This window comes from Ruegeria sp. H7 (genome assembly GCF_056532945.1).
This window is the reverse complement of the sequence record NZ_JBQFNZ010000001.1, coordinates 962285-980609: the sequence shown is the minus strand read 5'-3', so window position 1 is coordinate 980609 and position 18325 is coordinate 962285. Positions and strand designations below refer to the sequence as shown.

14 protein-coding genes are annotated in these 18325 nt (G+C 56.8%); 4 read left to right on the top strand and 10 right to left on the bottom strand.

What is annotated here, in order from left to right; all coding sequences use genetic code 11:
- The first annotated feature begins 128 nt into the window (after positions 1 to 128).
- A complete protein-coding gene (locus ACR0AC_RS04595) occupies positions 129 to 1910 on the top strand; it encodes an adenylate/guanylate cyclase domain-containing protein (RefSeq protein ID WP_480872222.1) in 1782 nt (593 codons plus the stop codon).
- A 90-nt stretch (positions 1911 to 2000) separates the two neighbouring features.
- On the opposite strand, the gene ACR0AC_RS04590 is transcribed toward ACR0AC_RS04595, so the two are convergent.
- The 8 genes from ACR0AC_RS04590 to speD form a co-directional block, all read right to left on the bottom strand.
- The gene (locus tag ACR0AC_RS04590; RefSeq protein WP_480872129.1) at positions 2001 to 2990 is read right to left on the bottom strand and encodes a HupE/UreJ family protein; all 990 of its coding nucleotides are present in this window, start codon (positions 2988 to 2990) and stop codon (positions 2001 to 2003) included.
- Complete coding sequence (locus ACR0AC_RS04585; RefSeq protein ID WP_480872127.1) at positions 2987 to 3817, bottom strand: peptidyl-prolyl cis-trans isomerase; 831 nt, start codon at positions 3815 to 3817, stop codon at positions 2987 to 2989. The genes ACR0AC_RS04590 and ACR0AC_RS04585 overlap by 4 nt, the downstream gene beginning before the upstream one ends.
- A 158-nt stretch (positions 3818 to 3975) precedes the next feature.
- Positions 3976 to 5898 (bottom strand): DUF3604 domain-containing protein, encoded by a 1923-nt coding sequence (locus tag ACR0AC_RS04580; protein WP_480872125.1) that lies wholly within the window; start codon positions 5896 to 5898, stop codon positions 3976 to 3978.
- A gap of 254 nt (positions 5899 to 6152) precedes the next feature.
- Positions 6153 to 7124 (bottom strand): hypothetical protein, encoded by a 972-nt coding sequence (locus ACR0AC_RS04575; protein ID WP_480872123.1) that lies wholly within the window; start codon positions 7122 to 7124, stop codon positions 6153 to 6155.
- A gap of 413 nt (positions 7125 to 7537) precedes the next feature.
- Positions 7538 to 9088 carry a polyamine aminopropyltransferase gene (locus ACR0AC_RS04570; RefSeq protein WP_480872121.1) on the bottom strand — a complete coding sequence of 517 codons (1551 nt, stop codon included), beginning with the start codon at positions 9086 to 9088 and terminating at the stop codon, positions 7538 to 7540.
- 77 nt (positions 9089 to 9165) lie between these two features.
- Positions 9166 to 9753: a hypothetical protein gene (locus tag ACR0AC_RS04565; protein ID WP_170452882.1), complete on the bottom strand. Its 588-nt coding sequence runs from the start codon at positions 9751 to 9753 to the stop codon at positions 9166 to 9168.
- 30 nt (positions 9754 to 9783) lie between these two features.
- Positions 9784 to 11076, bottom strand: a complete 1293-nt coding sequence (locus ACR0AC_RS04560) for a GNAT family N-acetyltransferase (protein WP_480872119.1) — start codon at positions 11074 to 11076, stop codon at positions 9784 to 9786.
- A gap of 7 nt (positions 11077 to 11083) precedes the next feature.
- Positions 11084 to 11473: an adenosylmethionine decarboxylase gene (gene speD, locus ACR0AC_RS04555; RefSeq protein ID WP_480872117.1), complete on the bottom strand. Its 390-nt coding sequence runs from the start codon at positions 11471 to 11473 to the stop codon at positions 11084 to 11086.
- Between the two features lie 410 nt (positions 11474 to 11883).
- Here speD and xylB point away from each other — a divergent pair, with 410 nt between their 5' ends.
- Genes xylB through ACR0AC_RS04540 form a run of 3 tightly spaced genes read left to right on the top strand, consistent with a single transcriptional unit; the run spans position 11884 to position 15588 of the window.
- On the top strand, positions 11884 to 13341 hold the full coding sequence (xylB, locus tag ACR0AC_RS04550; RefSeq protein WP_480872115.1) for a xylulokinase: 1458 nt from the start codon (positions 11884 to 11886) through the stop codon (positions 13339 to 13341).
- 14 nt (positions 13342 to 13355) lie between these two features.
- A complete protein-coding gene (locus ACR0AC_RS04545) occupies positions 13356 to 14297 on the top strand; it encodes an aldose epimerase family protein (RefSeq protein WP_480872114.1) in 942 nt (313 codons plus the stop codon).
- The gene (locus ACR0AC_RS04540; protein WP_480872112.1) at positions 14287 to 15588 is read left to right on the top strand and encodes a cytochrome-c peroxidase; all 1302 of its coding nucleotides are present in this window, start codon (positions 14287 to 14289) and stop codon (positions 15586 to 15588) included. The genes ACR0AC_RS04545 and ACR0AC_RS04540 overlap by 11 nt, the downstream gene beginning before the upstream one ends.
- On the opposite strand, the gene ACR0AC_RS04535 is transcribed toward ACR0AC_RS04540, so the two are convergent.
- Complete coding sequence (locus tag ACR0AC_RS04535; RefSeq protein WP_480872110.1) at positions 15589 to 17100, bottom strand: CRTAC1 family protein; 1512 nt, start codon at positions 17098 to 17100, stop codon at positions 15589 to 15591. It abuts the gene before it with no gap.
- Complete coding sequence (locus ACR0AC_RS04530; RefSeq protein WP_170452846.1) at positions 17090 to 18307, bottom strand: ROK family transcriptional regulator; 1218 nt, start codon at positions 18305 to 18307, stop codon at positions 17090 to 17092. Before ACR0AC_RS04530 ends, ACR0AC_RS04535 begins: the two co-directional genes overlap by 11 nt.
- Positions 18308 to 18325 lie beyond the last annotated feature (18 nt).

The following is an 18325-nucleotide window of genomic DNA, read 5'->3' as shown; positions in this document are numbered from 1 at the left end:
TAAGGGAGGCCCATGGTGAAACGTCGACTCACGGTCATACTTGCAATCGATGTAGTGGGCTATTCCCGCCTCATGGGAAAAACGAGACGGGAACACTAAACGCGCTCAAAGCGCATCGCTCGGAATTAATTGATCCAAAGGCCGTTCAGTATGGCGGGCGAACGATCAAGCTGATGGGCGACGGCGCGTTGATGGAATTTGCCAGCGTTGTCGATGCGGTCCGATTTGCCGTCGAAATACAGTGCGCCATGTCCGATAGGAATTCGGACGTTCCCGTTGGCGACCGAATAGAATTTCGTATCGGCATCAACGTCGGTGACGTGATTGATGAGAGCGGGGACATTTTCGGCGACGGTGTAAACCTGGCGGCAAGGATCGAGAGCCTCGCCCAAGCCGGCGGAGTCTGCGTTCACCGCAACGTCTTCAGTCAGGTCCGCGGAAAACTTGATCTGGATTTCGAGGATCTGGGCCGGATCACGGTCAAGAATATCGAACAGCCTGTTCCGGTGTTCCGCCTGAACCTGAACGAGAAAGCGGCAAAGCTTGTATCTTCGGTTAAACCCGCAAAACCTGACCGAAAACCCTTTGCCATGCGGACGGCTGCAACTGCCTTTTTGGCTTTGGCTCTTGTTGTCGGATTCGTCGCTTGGCGTTTCGTTACACCGGATTTTCAGCCGATAGGAACGGCAGAAATGGAACATCCACTGCCGGACAAGCCTTCGATTGCCGTGCTGCCGTTCAGCGACGTAAGTCAGGGTGCCGACAAGGGCTACCTTAGCGACGCAATCAGTGAAGAGATCATTGCCAAGCTTTCCCGGTTCCCCGAGTTTTTCGTCATCGCCCGAAACTCGAGCTTCTTTTACCGAGACAAATCGGCAGATATTCGTGAAATCGCTAAAGAACTTGGCGTGCGGTACGTACTGGAAGGCAGCCAGCAAAAGTTCGGCGACAAGCTTCGCGTGAATGCAACCCTTATTGACGCGGCGGCCGGGAATGCAATTTGGACTGAAACCTATGATCGCGATTTGACGGATATCTTTGCGTTGCAGGATGAAATTACCCGAACAATTGTTGCGACACTGGAACAGAACCTTGATCTTGCCGAATTCGACCGATTGCTGCGCCAGTCCACTCAAAGCCACGGAGCGTACGAACTTGTTTATCTAAGCCGTGCCGAACGTTTCAAATTCACGCCGGCGGGTAATCAAGAAGCCAAGCGGTTGGCTGAAGAGGCTATCAAACTGGACCCCGACTATTCCGTTGCATATTTCAGCCTTGCCTGGGTGCATATCAATTGTGATCGGTGGGGACGGTGTGCTGACCGGCCACGAGACCAAGCTCTGGACCTCGCCTTTGCGGCGGCTCGCAAAGCTGTTGAACTTGATCCCGACAGTTCTCTGGCGCACTGGGTTCTTGCGCACGCGTTTATGCAGGCCAACGATCTTGAGCAATCCGAAAGAGAGTACGACCGCGCCATTGCGCTAAATCCGAACTCGGCGGGTGTGCTGGCGGGCTCGGTCGAAACGCTGGTATATCTTGGCCGCGCGACCGAGGCCGTCGAAAGGCTTCAAACCGCGATCCGGCTGAATCCGCACCATCCGGACTGGTATCTGTGGAGCCTCGCCTGGGCGCAGTATTTCACCGGTGAGTATGAAGCCGGGTTAGACGCGATTGATCGGATGACAAACATTCCTAATCTGGCGCGCCGTACACAGGCGGCGCTGTATGTCCGGTTGGGGCGGTTGGAGGAGGCCAAAGCCTCAATAGACAAGCTGTTGGAAAATCAACCTGGCTATACGATTGAGGATCAACGACACAGTCTTAAGGGCAAGTTCCGGGATCAGGGCATTCCGGATCGCTTTATCGACGATTTGCGGACTGCCGGATTGCCGGACCGACCCGCCGATTGATCGCCTTCGGGCTGTATTTGACCTGAATGATTGCCGTGTTGCGCGTTCATTTACTGCGGCACTCTCTGGAAGAGCAACGCCGGGGATCAGTCAAAACCCGCTGGTTCGTTCAATGAGCCAATACATCGACACCGAGCCGATACAATAGGCGGCAATCACTGTGGCCCTCTGGCCAACCGGGCGCGCGATCAGCCGCCAGAAAGCAACCATAAAAGCCAGAGCGCCGACGAAACTCAGCTGACCGGCTTCAACACCCAGGTTGAACGCGAACAACGCCGCGGGAATATCGTTCGCGGGCAGCCCAATGTCGGCCAAAGCCCCTGCAAAGCCTAGCCCATGCAAAAGCCCGAACCCGAAGCAGACAATCCAGGGCTTTTGGTTCGAAAGCCGGAATCCACCTTCGCTGCCTTTTACGATCTCCATAGCCAGAAAGACGATAGACAGCGCAATAACGGCTTCAACCGGAGGGCCGGGAATGCTCAGCACACCAAAAGTCGCCAGCGCCAGAGTTATGGAATGCGCAAGGGTGAAAGCTGTCACGGCGCCGACCAACCGCCAAGGATCGCGAACCAGAATGAACAGCGCCAAAACAAACAGCAGGTGATCCCAGCCTTCCAGAATATGTTCAAATCCCAACTGGAAATATGCCACGAACACCGACCACGTCGTTTGATCGGAAGGAATTCCCTGAACGGGCGCGTCAGGGGTTAGTCGAAGCGTCACAGGTTCGGATACCGTCGGGTGCAAACGTACCAATACGTCATTCAACTGCCTTTTCAGACCCTCAATGGCGATGAATTCACCTGCCATGCCCTTGGGGCATTCCGTGACCCAGGATGAAACCCAGGCCCGGCTGTCGAAAACGGGATCTGGACCACGGGCCGGAACACAGGTTTCCGGCAATACGGGCTCAATCGCCATCGGTTGACCATTCACATCGGGTTTTCGCCAATGAACAGCCCAGGTGTCCGGCGCGATCTGCCGCATTTCCAAGTATCCCGGGTCAAGGGCATGGGCTGTGGCGTTGCCACCCAGCCAGGACAGCGACATCGCAAACAATAGGCAGATCAGGGGTCTCATTTCGCCAAGCCTGAAAGATCGGGGATTACAATCTCGTAGCTGGCGGCAAGCGTCTCGTATTGCGCCCGAGCCATGTCTTCGCTTGTGGCGCGACGCCAGTCCTGAAGTACCGCATCGCGAATGTCAGCCAGCGGCGGTGTCTGGCTCGGTTCAACGGCAATTACCTGCACAAGATGCGTCCCGTATCCGGATTGGACAGGCCCCGTCCAGCGGCCTGTTTCGGCCAGTATTAGCCCCGTAGAAAACCCTGTCCCAAAGACCGAGTCGATGACCTTTGTCGCGGTCAACGGCATCGAAGCGGGCAGCAGCGTTGAGGTCCCGAAAGCCGAGATGTCGTCGGTCTCAGGCAGCGCGGCCAAAGCTGATTCAATTTCTGCCTCGCTTGGCCTTTCCCCCAAAAAGACGTGGGTGAAGGCAACCTTGTCAGGCGTTGCATAGCGGTCCAGGTTTTGATCGACAAATGCCTGTAAATCTTCATCTTTCGGAACAACCGACATGGCGATTGCTTCGGTCAGAAAATCCATCTTTTGGCTTAGCCGAGACCTGATCACGGTATCTCCGCGATCCAGACCCAGTTTCCTTGCCTCCCTGACCAGAACCTCTTCGCGGATGGATGCATCGACCAAAGACTGAAGCTCTGTATCGTTTGGCGGGCGTTTCCATCGGGCTTTGAACCGAGAGGACAAAGTCGCGACATCTTCTTCGTCGATTGCAATCGTCTCGGAGGTTTCCGCCGTCTGGTACTCTGGCGCAACAATATGGAACCAACCGAAAATGGCCGCTCCAACCAGGAAGAAGTGGAACAGAGGTTCTTTCAGTATTCGCATGAAGGCTCCTCGTAAAACGTGATCTGGTTCTACGTCTCGATGCTGGCATCAGAGGGTTGGATTTTGCAAGGTGATGGGCGGCTGCCAATTCAGGGGCTGGCCGTGCCCACCGAGGGCGCGTTCACGACCTCGGTTCGCAGATCTGTATACGCAGCGGATCACTCGGCCGGCGTATACCAAATCGGGGACGAATACGCGCGTTCCTGATGCGTGAGCACTGCATCCTCGGGCAGCTCGGAGCCGAACCTTAGCTTGTCGTAAAGCACCCAACGCGGGGTCGGGATTTCGATAGCCCGAACGTAGTAGAAGGCCCGCGCGTTCGGGTCGAAATCAGGGTCGGACCAAACAGTGACCAGTTCGGCGGTTCCGATTGTGTTGGTCCAGCTGGCGGTATCCACATCCACCGTGTTCCCCACCGCGGGGATCTTGCCGCTATCATCTGCAACACGGTTGTCTGACCACGCAACATCATAGACCTTTTCCTGCAAGGCACCTTCGGCATCAAGCCAGCCTTTAATGACTTGCACACGATCCAGATTTGCCCCGACCGGGTCTCGCAAAGCGGCGATCAGGAAGGATGGCGCGCCGTCCCCTTCGCGGGGGCGCAGGTCCGACCCCATCGGAACACCTTTGGTATAGCCAATATCTGCCAGAAAGCGGGTTTCGACATCAGCATCACTGAAATCCCACCCACCAAAGAACCGCAGGCCGATCCGGGGGCCCGTGGTCGCGTAGGTTTCACGCCGCTTGAATGCGTCAAAAATCGCAGCACGTGTATTTTCGGTCGCCCAAACAGCCGTATAGCCGGACGCTACAAGCAGATCACCGGGAATCTCACCCAGATCATTGGCGATAAACGGGTGCTTGATACGCGAGGCCGAGGGCTCAACGCTGACGGATTTGCCAAAGAAGTTGTCTTCTTCCGCCGTGGCCAGAGAGGTATGGCTGTCCGTCGCACCGCCCATGCCGAACTTATAGGGGTTAACGCCGAATTTCTCCTCCAGCATCAAACCGCGTTTCAATGCTTCCCGGGCATATTCCCCGGCCAACATGTCATCGGTTTTCAATTCGGTTATGTCGAGGTTGCCGACGTCCCAGTTCTCGTAATCCGCAAATTCGTCATCCGGGCTCAGGAAGGGGTGGGCTTCGCCGTCACCTTTGATCTGCGTAACTTCATAGTGAGGTTCCCATTTGGCGCGGGCTGAGACGTATTCCTCGTCAACCTTGCCGCCGTGATACGTATCCTCGGTCGGGAACATCCATCCGTTCGACAGGTTGCCGTTATGCGCAAAGGCAACTGCGCGGCCCCCGGTTTTTTCCTGATACTCTTCAAGCCAGGCATAGAGCGATTTAGGGTCCGTATCGCCGTAAGGGGGCTGCGTGACCGGGGGAACCATCTGCAAGGCCCGGATCGGGCCGTCACGCAGCATGACGTTCCGGTGCAGATTGAAACCCTTGGGAACCGAGGTCCATTCGAACCCGATGAAGGCGGTAAAGTTGCCGGGATCATTGTGCCGCTCGGCCGCCAGAACGATATGTTCCCAAGTGAACGCAAAAGCGTCTGCGCCGGGGCTGTAGGATTCCAGAAGAATTTCCGGCAAAGTCATTTGCGAGAATTTGGTGATAATATCGAAGGCCGTTTTCCCGGCCTCTTCCCCGCCAGCTTTATAGCCTTCGTACCACTGCAGCCCTTTTGGATCAGCAATAACGCCCGGTTTTCCGGCTTGAAGATCCGGCGCAAATCCCATCAGGTCCGTGTGATCCGTAAGAACCATCCAATCCAGAGGTCGTGCCAATCTGACAGCTTGACCGGTCGATGAAATGACCTGCTCGCCCTTTGCGAAACGCCAGGCTTCATCTGGTAGCAGAGTGTTCCCAAAGGCCCCGGCGTCCAGCGAAAGCCCGGTGTGAAGATGGGTGTCCCCCCAAAGCGGACGTTCAGGGAACGAGCGTTCGGCATATGGGGAATATGGCTGATCCTGAAATAAACTTTCTGCCGCCTGTTCGCTGGGCACGGCGTCAGAAAGAACACTTGCCGGTGCCAACATCAAAGCGACAAAACAAACGGATAACCGAAGCATTGGGACCTCCCACATCGAAAATTCCTGCGAAGAAGAAGAGTTTTCGCAATCTGTTTATATTCGATTTTGTTTATATCATGCTGTTTTGGTTTCTGTGAGGTTTTTCTTTCCGGCGTACTTGAAGCTGGTCAGAACGCTGGCCTGAGCAATGCAGGCGTGTTCCCTCGTGCGCCAAGTGCTGACTACTTGGTCGGCTCAAGCGCCAAGGCCCGAGCGTTGACGTGCAGCGCCGGCGAGGCATGAACAGACCCAAATCAATCTGCCGGTAAATCGGCTCCCAAAACCATATTGAGAACAAACTGCGTTGCGAGGTCCGTTTCTTCCAAAGCGGCTAAAGCTTCAAACTGTTGATGCAGCGCAGTTTCACCCCAATTTCGCGTTGCGACAGCGATTTGAACCAAAAGCTCGGGGTCATTTTCCAGAGTAGCGGAAAAAATCTGAACGATTTTTGGCTTGAACTCCGAGTGTAAGGTGCCCGCTTCGGCCAAAGCCCGGATCAACGCCTTTTTGTGTTCTTTTGTCTTGCCAGGATCTTGAAGGGCCGCGCCAATGGCGCTGATTGCAGTCGATTGGTCCGCTTCTATTCCAGCAAGAGCCCACTCGAAAGAATTCAGCCCTCCCGATTCCAGCGAACGAACATATCGCGCGCGTACAAACGAGCGCGCCTGGGGATCGGATTGCAACCCGAGCAAACGAATGGCGGCGGATCTGTATGCGAAGCGGTTTATGTCGCTGAATTCCTGTAGAATTAAGCCTGCAGGAACTCTGTCGCTCAACGGGCGCACGAGCGCGTAGGGTGCGCGACCGATTTCAACCAGGGCCATGTTGTGCAGCACATGATCAGAGTGCCCTAAATACCGGGCAAAGAACAAAACCCTGTCGGGATTATCAGTTTCTCCGTAGGCCCAAAGCCGACCGAAGGTGCGAAGGTGTTCCAGAAAGTCGTGTCTTTCGGGATTCAAAATAAACAAACGCCTCCAATGCCGCGAAAAACTGCGACCGGTACTATCCTTGTAGGTCGGTCCATAGGTCAGCAAAACGGTTCGCGTTGGATCCGAGCGGAACGACCGTCGTGTAACGCTGTCGATCAAAAACGGAATGTCCGGTGCGGATTTAAGCTTTTCGTTATCCCCTTTGAGAACTTTTTGCGCCTCGAACCTGAAAGGATTGTCTGATGCTGGGCCCGCCAGCACGATGACTTCCGCGGATAGAATGTGATCGGCCAAGGATGCGTCCGGCAGCTCAATACACACCGCGCAGGCGTATGATGCACGCGGTATGGCCAGCCCAAGGACGCATATCACGACTGCAAGAATTCTTCGCATTGCTGGCCCCACGGAACTGATCACCTAGGTTGGCGGCGTCACCAATAGCGCTAAGGTAGCAAATATATTCAGTGATCGGAATATCGTTAATTCGCCGGTACAATGTTTCGGGATTTGGGTTTGCTCTGCTAAGCGGGCGTAGGACAGCCATTGTACCGGATAGTTACACGTCACGACCCAACGAAATTGAACCCATTCGGTCCGCTTATCCGTAAGACTTCTAACATCATATTTTACAGACAACTCGGTCCAGAACGTTCAGATCCGAAACGACCCCAGCAAAAGCCGGCCCTCCACCCGGTGTCACGGAGTGCTCAGTACCCCGAAACGTCGCGCGAATATTCGTGATAGATGCCCGGATCAAAGATGGAATTGACCGCCAGTTCGCGCTTGGGAAGAAGGTCCTCGGAAAACACCCGCGCGGCGGCAAAAACATCAGGCGTGACAAAGCGCAGACCGTCCGGAAGCTGGCCCAGCGTCGAGTTCGGGTCATTGGCGGCAAGGTTGTATCCCCAGACGCCAAAGGATGGGATCGACATCTGGTACGTCACGACCTGCGGGAAAATCTCGGACAAGGTTCTGGAAATCGTCCAGTAGGTATGAGGCGAAAAGAACGGCGAGCTGCTTTGGGTGACCAGTACGCCGTTCTCGGTCAGGATGCTCTGGACCATGGCGTAGAACTCGACCGAGTAAAGCTTGGACAGCGCCTCGTTATGGGGATCGGGGAAATCGATTATGATCCGGTCATAGGTCTGGTCGGTGGATTTGACATAGTTGAACGCGTCGGTGTTGTGCACGTGCAGGGCCGACGCCTCCATGCTGTTTTCGTTCAGACGCGCGATGGGGGCCAGATTGCGCCCCAGATCGGTCATCGCCGGGTCGAGGTCCACCAGATCGATGCGCGACACGGTTGGGTATTTCAGGATCTCACGCACGGCGAGCCCGTCGCCTCCGCCCAGAACCAGCACGGATTTGGGGGCGGTCTCACCCCAGGACAGGGCGGGATGGACCAGGGCTTCGTGATAGCGATACTCATCCGTTTCGGCGAATTGCAGATGGCCGTCGATATAAAGGCGGACATCGTTTTTCTGCCAGGTGTTGGTGACCACCAGCGACTGATATTGCGACTGCTTGCGCCAGACGATGCGGTCAAAATACAGGTGATCCTGCGCGAACGCTGTGATCCGTCCGGCCAGCAGGGTCAGCGCGAACAGCAGGACAATGGTCCCGATGGCGCAGCCCAGCATCCGTTTGGGCGTGTCCAGTTGATCGCGCAGGCACAGCACGCTTAACAACGCGACCATGGCATTGGTCAGGCCAATGGCAAACGAGGACGAGATCAGCCCAAGCGACGGCAGCAGCAGGATCGGAAACAGAACCGACCCGCACAGCGCGCCGACATAGTCCAGCGACAGCACGTCGGCGATGGATTCCCGCGTCGTGCTGCTTTCGGACAGGACACGCATCAGCAGCGGAATCTCCAGCCCGACCAGAAACCCGATGGATGAGATAAAGGTGAACATGCCGACCGTGTAAAACCACGGCGCATATGGAAAGAGCATGAACAGCGACACGCCGCAAAGGCCGCCGATCAGGGCCAGGATCAGTTCGACCCAGATAAAGGTCTGGATCAGGTTGCCGTGGAAAAAGCGCGAGACATACGACCCGACCCCCATGGCAAACATGAAAAAGCCGATGGTCAGCGAAAACTGATAGACCGAGTTGCCCAGCAGGTAGCTGGACACCGTCCCAATGATCAGTTCGTAGACGATGCCGCACAGGGCAACAACAAGGATCGCGCCAAGCAGAACCATCGCCTGCCGGCGCGGCAGGTCGGTGTAACGCGGTGTCAGTGTGTCGGTCATAGTGAAATCCGGAAAACTGGAAAGCCCGGCGCGATCAGCGCGCCGGGCCAAAGTTGGGGTTCGGGTAGGCGCGGCGCTTATTTACCGGCGCGCAAACCACCGGCGCGGGCGCTGCGCGGGGCCGAATAGCTGGTGCGCGGTGTCACGCTGCGATTGTTGAAGCTGGACGCGCTGATCCCGGCCGAACGCTGACGGCTGATCAGGTTGCCAATCAGCGCACCCGCCAGAAAGCCAGCGCCCGAGAAACGCAGGCCCGCGGACTCACCGGCGGTGTCGGTGGCGATCAGACGGTTGTTGGCCTCGTCGATCTCGATGGTGAAAACCTCACCCTCGTCCGAGTCGCGAATACCGTTGCTGTTCGGATCCGCATAGCCCGAGAATTTGGCGTCGGACAGAATCTCCAGACCCAGCGGTTTGTCATAAAAGCGCGGTTCCGAGTTCATGACCTGCGTCAGATATATTGTGAATTCATCCACTTGCTCGTCCGAGGCTTCGGCGATGCTGTTGGCTGTCAGGTATTCCTGATACTGATTGATCGCAAATTCGGTCCGGTCCAGAACCTGCCCAAGATCGGCGGTTTGTTCGGATTTGGGGGCCAGGAACATCGTGTAGCCGACGAAGCCGAGAAAGCCCAAAATGGCAATCAGTTTTAGTTTTCCAAACATGAAATCTCCTATCGAGTTTAGTCAGTGTTTTCAGGTTTCACCCAGGGGGCAGGACCACCACACCTGGTGCAGGTCCTTGCCGTAGAACTCATTCAGTTCGCCGCATTTCGTCATCCCATGCGCCTGCAATTCATCCGCGTGGGCATCGGACAGGTCAGAGGGGACAGCCAGAACCGCCATGCGGTATTTCTGCGTGCGCGCAAGCGAAAGCTGCTGATCCAGCCCGGCCAGCCCGGTCCCGGCTTCACGCCAGCGCAGACCCGCGACATCATCGGTTTCGGCAGCTTTATGCAGGTCAATGACAGACAGGCCCGTGGTCGAGGCCAGAGGCGCGGGCGGCAGGTCGGGCGCATCGGGATTGTCCAGCCCATAGATGATTTTCGCCTCTTTGGGGCTGTGATATCCGGGCACAGTCAGCTCGACCGAAGCGCCGAATTCTTCATACAGCTTGTGCGCGGCGGCATAGATCTTTTTGCCGAACTCTTCATAATCGCTGGTTTCAATAAAAATCTTGCGGATGTGCAGCTGCGCCAGCTTGCCGAGCAAGTCGTTCAGCATCTGCCCGCCCAGACCTTTGCCGGTATGGGCCTGATCCAGATAGGTCCAGGACAGCCAGGCAACATCGGGGACGTCTTCGTCGACGCTGTAGCCGATCAGCCCCAGCACGTCGCCCCGGTCCAGCAGCACAAACATGTTGTCGGTGCCTTCGTTGACAAACGTGCTTTCAGCTTCAAGCGCATCATCCTCGTCGGTCTGGGCGATGATCTGAACGGCGGGCGAAACATGCCGCCATTCCATAGGTTTGAGCGTCGGACCTTTCGAGCCGAACAGGGCGTTAAACATGGCAAGACCTCCTCCGATCAACGCGGATGCAATATGGGTGAAAACCGCGATCTGAGACCGCAGATACAGAAACTCGGCCGTCAGCAGCCCGCAGATCAGCGCCAGCGCCCAGACACGCTGCGCTGCCGGGCGCGATGCAACCACGCCATAGGCGACGAGGGCGTAGGAAACGCTCGACAACCCAACAAATCCCGGCCCGGCCAGTGCGAACTCTGCCACCGTTCCGGCAAGCGTGCTCAGAACCGCCAGACCTGCGGTTGCGATGCTGCCTAACCGGGGTTCGGTCAGGGAACCGCCCACAAGGATCATCAGGCAATTGAGCGTCAGATGGTTCAGATCCCCATGCCGGATCACGAACACCAGATGGTCGGGCAAGCTCAGGACCGGCCCCGAATAGCGCACCGGACCGAACAGCAAGTAGACGCAGATCGCGCACAGGATAAGAGAGATCGTGACCGGGCATCTGCGCAGTTCTTTCATTCGCCCTTCAGCAACCCGCCACCGCCAGCCGCGGTACGGTTTGGCCGATCAGACCGCGCTGGATAGACTGCACTTCGACGCGTTGCGGGCGGAAAAAGGACTTCAGCACGTCCAGGCTGCGCTGTGGCTCGGCCTCGCCGCACATGAAGATGTCGATGGCGGCATAGCCATGCTCGGGCCAGGTGTGGACCGAGATATGGGACTCGGCCAGCAACGCCACGCCGGTAAAGCCGGCACGCTGTCCGAAATCATGGGTCTCGACGCTAAGAACTTGGGCCTTGGCAGCCAGTGCCGCGCGCGTCAAAGCGTCTTGAGCAGGGGTAGGATCATAAAGCGCAGTTGAATCAAAGAAATCCGCTATAAGATGTATGCCTAATGGCGAAGAAGCAGGGTTCATTTATAGCAATAGCCTCAAATCACGTAAATATGAGGGCAGCATTAGTTCATTGATCTAATTGGTCAATCTGATCGCGACGTTAAGCTTTTTGGACGGAGGCGCTGTGGCGGAAATGCACAACCAATGGGAGATTTAGGTCTGCCCCAACTCACACTTAACTGAAACCGGAAGGCCGGGTTAAATTACAAAATGACAGCTCAATTTGTGAAGGCAGCCTAACCATACTGAAAACAGTCTGTTCTCGTCCGCGTCATGGCAATTGAAACTTCGACTTTCCGCTGGGCACGTGAGAGGTGTTCGCTCATAGCGGCCTTTTCAGGTTGGGAAAGGCGTATGTTTCAAGGCACCTTGACAAGAATTCTGCTACAATTAATTTTATCAACTAAAATAATAGCACGGGATAATGCCGAATGTACCTTGGGTTGGATTTGGGAACGTCCGGTCTCAGAGGGATTCTGGTGGATGACGCCGGTCTCGTCTTATGTGCCGCCGAAGTCAGCATTTCGACCGCAACGCCCAAACCCGGGTGGTCCGAGCAGACTCCGTCAGATTGGATTGATGCATGCAAAAAGGTAGTCACCGAACTCCGCGCGCGTGATGCACAGGCGTTTTCCAAATTGCGTGGAATTGGCCTGAGCGGACATATGCACGGCGCGACACTTCTGGATGCGGACGGTCGCGTGTTGCGGCCCTGTATCCTCTGGAACGACACGCGATCAGCCGAAGAGGCGGCAGTGCTGGATCAGGCACAGGACATGCGCGCGATCTCGGGTAACATTGTCTTCCCGGGCTTTACCGCGCCAAAGCTGGAGTGGGTGCGTTCGCACGAGCCCGATGTGTTTGCGAAGACAGCCAAGGTTTTGCTTCCGAAAGACTATTTGCGGTATTGGCTGACGGGCGAATACATTTCGGACGTGTCAGACAGTGCCGGAACATCCTGGCTGGATGTTGGAACCCGGCAGTGGTCGGAAACCGCGCTTGCTTTGGGTCATATGCGCGCCGATCAGATGCCTCGATTGGTTGAAGGCAGCGATCCGGGCGGCGCGTTGAAGGCTGCATTGCAACAGGAATGGGGGCTTTCCGGCGATGTGATCGTGGCCGGAGGGGCAGGGGATAACGCGGCTGCGGCGTGTGGCATTGGCAGTATTCGGGACGGCACGGGGTTTGTCTCGCTGGGAACGTCGGGCGTATTGCTTGTTGCAAGGGATAGTTACGCCCCTGCGCCGGAAACGGCGGTGCATTGCTTTTGTCACGCCGTACCTGACAAGTGGATACAAATGGGGGTCATCCTGTCTGCCACAAACAGCATGAACTGGTTGTCGCGGAACCTGGGCCAGCCGGTTGAAAAACTGGTTGCAGCCTTGCCTCGCAGGGTGTCGGGCCCGTCATCGGTTACGTTCCTGCCCTATTTGTCGGGCGAACGGACACCGCATAACGATAGCCACATCCGGGGCGCGTTCTTGGGCGTGGATGTCGCCTCGGAGCCCGTTGATCTGACGCAATCCGTCATGGAAGGCGTTGCCTTTGCGATGAGGGATTGCCTTGAGGCCCTGAAACGCACGGGGACAAGACCAAGCAGTCTGATGGCAGTGGGCGGAGGCGCGCGATCCCGTTTCTGGTTGGAGACATTGGCCACCGTCTTGCAAGTGCCGCTGGACCTGCCCAAAGGCAGCGAGTTCGGTGCCGCAATGGGGGCCGCGCGCCTTGCCATCTGCGCCGTAAATAGCGCGACGCCAGCCGAGGTTATGACGCCGCCTGAAATCGAGGATCGTATCGATCCGCGCAGCGACCTGATCGACATGTATGAACGCGAATACGGGCGATACCGGCAATTCTACAAGGCGTTGGCGCCGTTGGCTGCAAGATGACACCTGATGCGAGAATGCCCTCTCGGATCGAAACGGCAATGTTGTCGGATGGCGACATGCGGGTCACGGTTCTGAACTACGGGGCAATCACGCAAGGGTGGTGGTACAAGGACACGTCACTTGTGCTTGGGTTTGATGACCCGGCCGCGTATTTCTCGGATACAAGGTTCATGGGCGCAATTATTGGGCGCGTCGCGAACCGGATCGGCGGTGCCCAATTTGACTTGGCGGGTCGTAGGCATGACCTGAGCGCAAATGAAGGCACCAACACTCTGCATGGCGGCGCGCAGGGCCTGTCCCGACAGTTCTGGGCCCTTGCGCAGACCGCCCCGAACGAGGCCGTGCTGAGCCATCAGTCGCGTGATGGGGAAGGCGGGTTCCCCGGCGTTGTCAGGTTCGAGGTCCGCGTCACCCTGCGGTTCCCGCGATTGATCTATACAATCACGGCACATCCTGACCGTCCGACGCCCATCAGTGTCACACAACACAACTACTACTCTTTAGGTGGCTTCGAAGGCGTTGCCGCACATCGATTGGAACTTGCTTCAAGCCGATATCTCGACATCGATGAGCAGGGAATTCCTACTGGTCGACTGTGTTCGACCGTTGGCAGCGAACTGGATTTTTCGGCACCAAGTCCGATCAGACAGGCGTCAAAGGGGATCGACCATTATTTCTGCTTCGATCAGGATCGTGACCCGAACGCGCCGGTGGCTGTATTTACCGCGCCGTCCGCCCTGACGCTGACAGCCTATTCCGACCAGCCCGGTGCGCAGGTCTATTCAGGTGCCAATCTGGCAAAGCCGCCATATGCATCGCCCGGTCTGTGCATCGAACCTTCGGGATACCCAAACGCCCTGAACATCCCGTCCTTTCCTTCGATTATCCATACGCCCGAAAGCCCGTACCGCCAGGTGCTTACCCTTGAGATCTCAGAGGGTCGTGATGAAGGTTAGGTGGCTCTTTCCGGTTCTTTGCGTATTGATCTCAAGCGCAGGCAGCACAAGTGCCCAGAACCTTGGTGATCGGCCCGAATTCCTCGAGCCTGATTTAAACAGCGTCGAACTGGGGCAGCTGCTTTTCTACGACCCGATTTTGTCCGGCAACAAGAACATCAGCTGCGCAACCTGTCACCATCCCGATCTTGGTACATCAGACGGCCTGTCCCTTGGCACCGGGGAAGGGGGGCTTGGTCTGGGTCCCGAACGCAGGCTGGATCCCGAGAACACGCCTGAGCAACGTATTCCCAGAAACTCACCGGGGCTTTGGAACCTCGGCGCGACGGAGTTTACAACGTTTTTCCACGATGGGCGGCTTGAGGCGGACCCCACGCAACCGAACGGGATCAGAACGCCGCTGGGCACGCATATGCGGCCCGGCTTTCAATCCGCCTTGGCGGCGCAAGCCATGTTCCCGGTGCTTTCGCCGGATGAAATGGCGGGTCACTACTCGGAAAATGATGTCAGCAAGGCGGTTCGACTGGGTCTTTTGACCCAGCAAGACGGCGCGTGGGATTTGATAGCCGCCCGTGTTGCGGCCATTCCGGAATACCGGCAGAGGTTTGGCGACATCGCCCCGGATGCCGAGATTACGTTTACTGCCATTGCCAACGCGATTGCAGATTTCATCGCGTTCGAGTGGCGCGCGGATAACAGCCCCTTTGACCGTGCGATGAGAGGCGAAGGTGAATTGCCGGAAGACGCCGAAATCGGCATGGGCCTGTTCTATGGCAAGGCCGGGTGCAGTACCTGCCATTCAGGTTGGTTCCAGACAGATCACGGCTTCCATTCGATTGCAGTGCCGCAGATCGGGCCGGGAAAATCCGCGCGGTTTGAAAGACATGTGCGCGATGATGGGCGTTTTCGCGTCACAGGTAACCCGGAAGATGCATTTGCGTTTCGCACGCCATCGCTGCGCAACGTGACATTGACCGCGCCCTACGGACATAACGGTGCCTTCGCCCGGCTCGAGGATATGGTGCGCCACCATTTGGACCCGGTTGCATCTTTGCAGAACTACACGATTGAAATGGCCCTGTTGCCGGAATTCCCCGGTGCTGATGATCAGAGCCCGCTATTGGATCGGCAACACATAGGCGAGATCGCGGAAAGCAACAGCCTGTCGCCGCAATCTCTGACAGATCAGGAGATCGACGCTCTTCTCAGTTTTCTGGCAAGTCTTGAAGACCCGGCAAAGCGGTTGGGGGTGCCCTCTCAAGTTCCAAGTGGCCTGCCAGTGGATCAATGATCAACGGGAAATCCGGACGATTTGGTTGGCGCTGACCCTCTGCCATTCGCCCGTTTCTCCGTCCGGCCAAATGACTCGAACTTGCGCGTCGCTTTCATTGCCCAGACCAAAATGATGAAACACGGCGATGCCCCCTGCATGACCGCCACCAATCGTTATTTCGCGGGTTTGAACCCCTGCCGGAGTTTTTATTTCGACAAATCCACCAACTGCAAAGCGGTTGGATATATCCTGAGAAACGCCAAGCAACAGCCAGTGGCCAGCGCGCGAAATGTTCTGGCTGACTTCCAGTTCCGAGCCTCGATTGACGACCACCAGATCAAGCCGCCCGTCATTGTTCAGATCGGCAACTGCCGCACCGCGGGACTTTGCCATTGAAGCAACGCCCGCCTCAGCCGAGGTCTCAGCGAATTGCCCATGGGGTGTCTGCACAAGCAGGTTGTTGGGATCGTTCAAAGCGGCATCCGGCATTTGTTCTACATTGCCCTTGGCGACGAAGATGTCGTCGCGGCCGTCGTTGTTGACATCGCCAAACTGCGCGTGCCACCCGGTCGACGGCCTGCCATCATCGCCGACATGAGGTCTGTGGGCCGTCGTTCCCTTGTCATAAGTGGCATCGCGCCACGTTGGGCCTTGGGCGGTTGGGTCAAACACCTGCAGCTTCTGATCGCCCATGGAGGTCAGGTAAACCTCGGGAAAGCCGTCCCCCGTCAGATCGCGCGAGGCGATCCCCATGCCCCAGATCGAATAGGGCATCCAACCGTCCTCGGGCGTGTACAGGCGGGGCACCGGTTCCATGGCCCAAAGCTGCTCTTGCCCGTTGCGCACATAATAGTGGCGGTCATTGCTGACACGAAGATCCGCACGCCCCGTTCGTGCCCAATCCGAGAACAGTATGGACAGGGAACAATAGCCGGGTTCAAGATGTTGCGGTTGCCCGTAGCTGTGCCCTTCGGGTCGATAGAGCAGGGTCGGCCCGCAGGCCTCGAACGGACCGTCCGGATCGGATCGATCAACATAGGTTCCAAAGGCCAAAGTGGGCAAGTCTTGCCCGTCTTCCCAAGTGGCTGAGAAGCCGGTGGTCCAGTGGTCGGCGGACAAAAAACCAAGGTTGTCAAAGGGCTTGAACTGGCAATCTGGCAGGCCTTGCAAAAGCAGGTCTGCGCCAACGCGCAGAATTGCCAGATCCATCAAGCCGTCGCTGTCAACGTCCAAGGGATAAGCACCGGAAACCCCGGTCAGCGACAACTGATCGGGTGTTTCGGCCCGAAAGGAAATCGTGTCGCCTGAGGTATTCTTGAACATTTGGGATCGATTTGATCCACCTGCAACAAACAACTCGGGCAGCGTGTCACCGTTGCAATCGAAAACCGCGACGCCGCCGCCGACAAAATGCTCCCATCCGCCCTCGTAGACATGGGCCGGGACGTCGATGCGCTGGAATTCAGGGGAAGGCACCTCGGCGTAAGCCCCACTGGCCAGAACCAAAAAGACCAGCGGTTCAGGACGCATGGGCCGTAAGCTCCTGCACTTTGAGGATTGAGATTTGTTCGATCCCATAGGCGGCTGCGCCCTTGGCCCACATCAGATCGCCCCAATCGTGGACTTTGAGTTCCGGCAGGGGGGCATCGACACTGACAACGCCGTTTCGGATGCGGTTCATCACCTGGTCTGAGCAGAGATGTTCAAAGCTCATTTGGGTGCCGGACACGATGATACATTCAGGGTCATACAGGTTGATCAGATTTGACACCCCAAGGCCGAACATCTGACCAGCGCGGGCAAGCACCGACGCAGCCCTTTCATCCCCGGAACTGGCGCGATCATAGATGTCGGACACGCTCTCCATCTCACTGTCGTGGCCTGTCACGGTCATTTCGCGTATCAGGGCATAATCCCCGACATAAGCCTCAAGACATCCACGTTGGCCGCATTGGCACAGCGCCCCGTCGAGGTGAACCTTGGTGTGACCGAATTCCGCACCGCAGCCGCGTTCTCCGCGGTAGAGTTTTCCGTCCAGAACAATTCCCAGACCGACACCATGCTCGATCGTCACAACCAGAAAGTTTTTCAGCCCCTTGCCCAGCCCAAACAGCTGTTCGGCTTTGGCGACAAGATTGGCGTCGTTGTCCACAAAGACCGGGCAGGGGATTTCCTTCGACAGCAATAGATTGAAATCAATGTTCCGGTCGGTGATCGAAGACGACCAGTGCACAAAGTTCCGTTTTGCATCGACAAGACCTGCCACGCCAATGGAAACACCGGCCAGATTGTCGAGCGTGCCTCCAATCTGCCTGCAGGTTTCCCGAAGGGCTTTGCACACTGCCTCTACGAATTCCGCCGGTGTCATTCGGGCGTGTTCCAGCGGCTGTTTGTGCGATGTTACTTCGTTGCCTTCAAAGTCGACCAGAATAACTGAAATCACTTGCCGCGCGACTTTCAGACCCGCCACAAGGTGGGATTGCCCGTCCAGTTGCAGCAAAACCCTGGGCCTGCCTCTTTTGCCGGAACCGGGCTGCGCCTCGCCTTCGGTTTCCTTGATCAACCCGGCGGAAATAAGATCGGCTGTTGCTGCGGTGACGGTGGCCGGGCTGGTTTGCAAAGCGGATGCTATATCGATCCGCGAGACGGATCCTTGCGCTCGAATATGCTCCAACACCCGCAGACGGGTTGTGTTTCTTTGCTCCAATGAAACCAGAGAGGCTTTGCTTTTCAGCATCTTATCCTCGCGAATCTT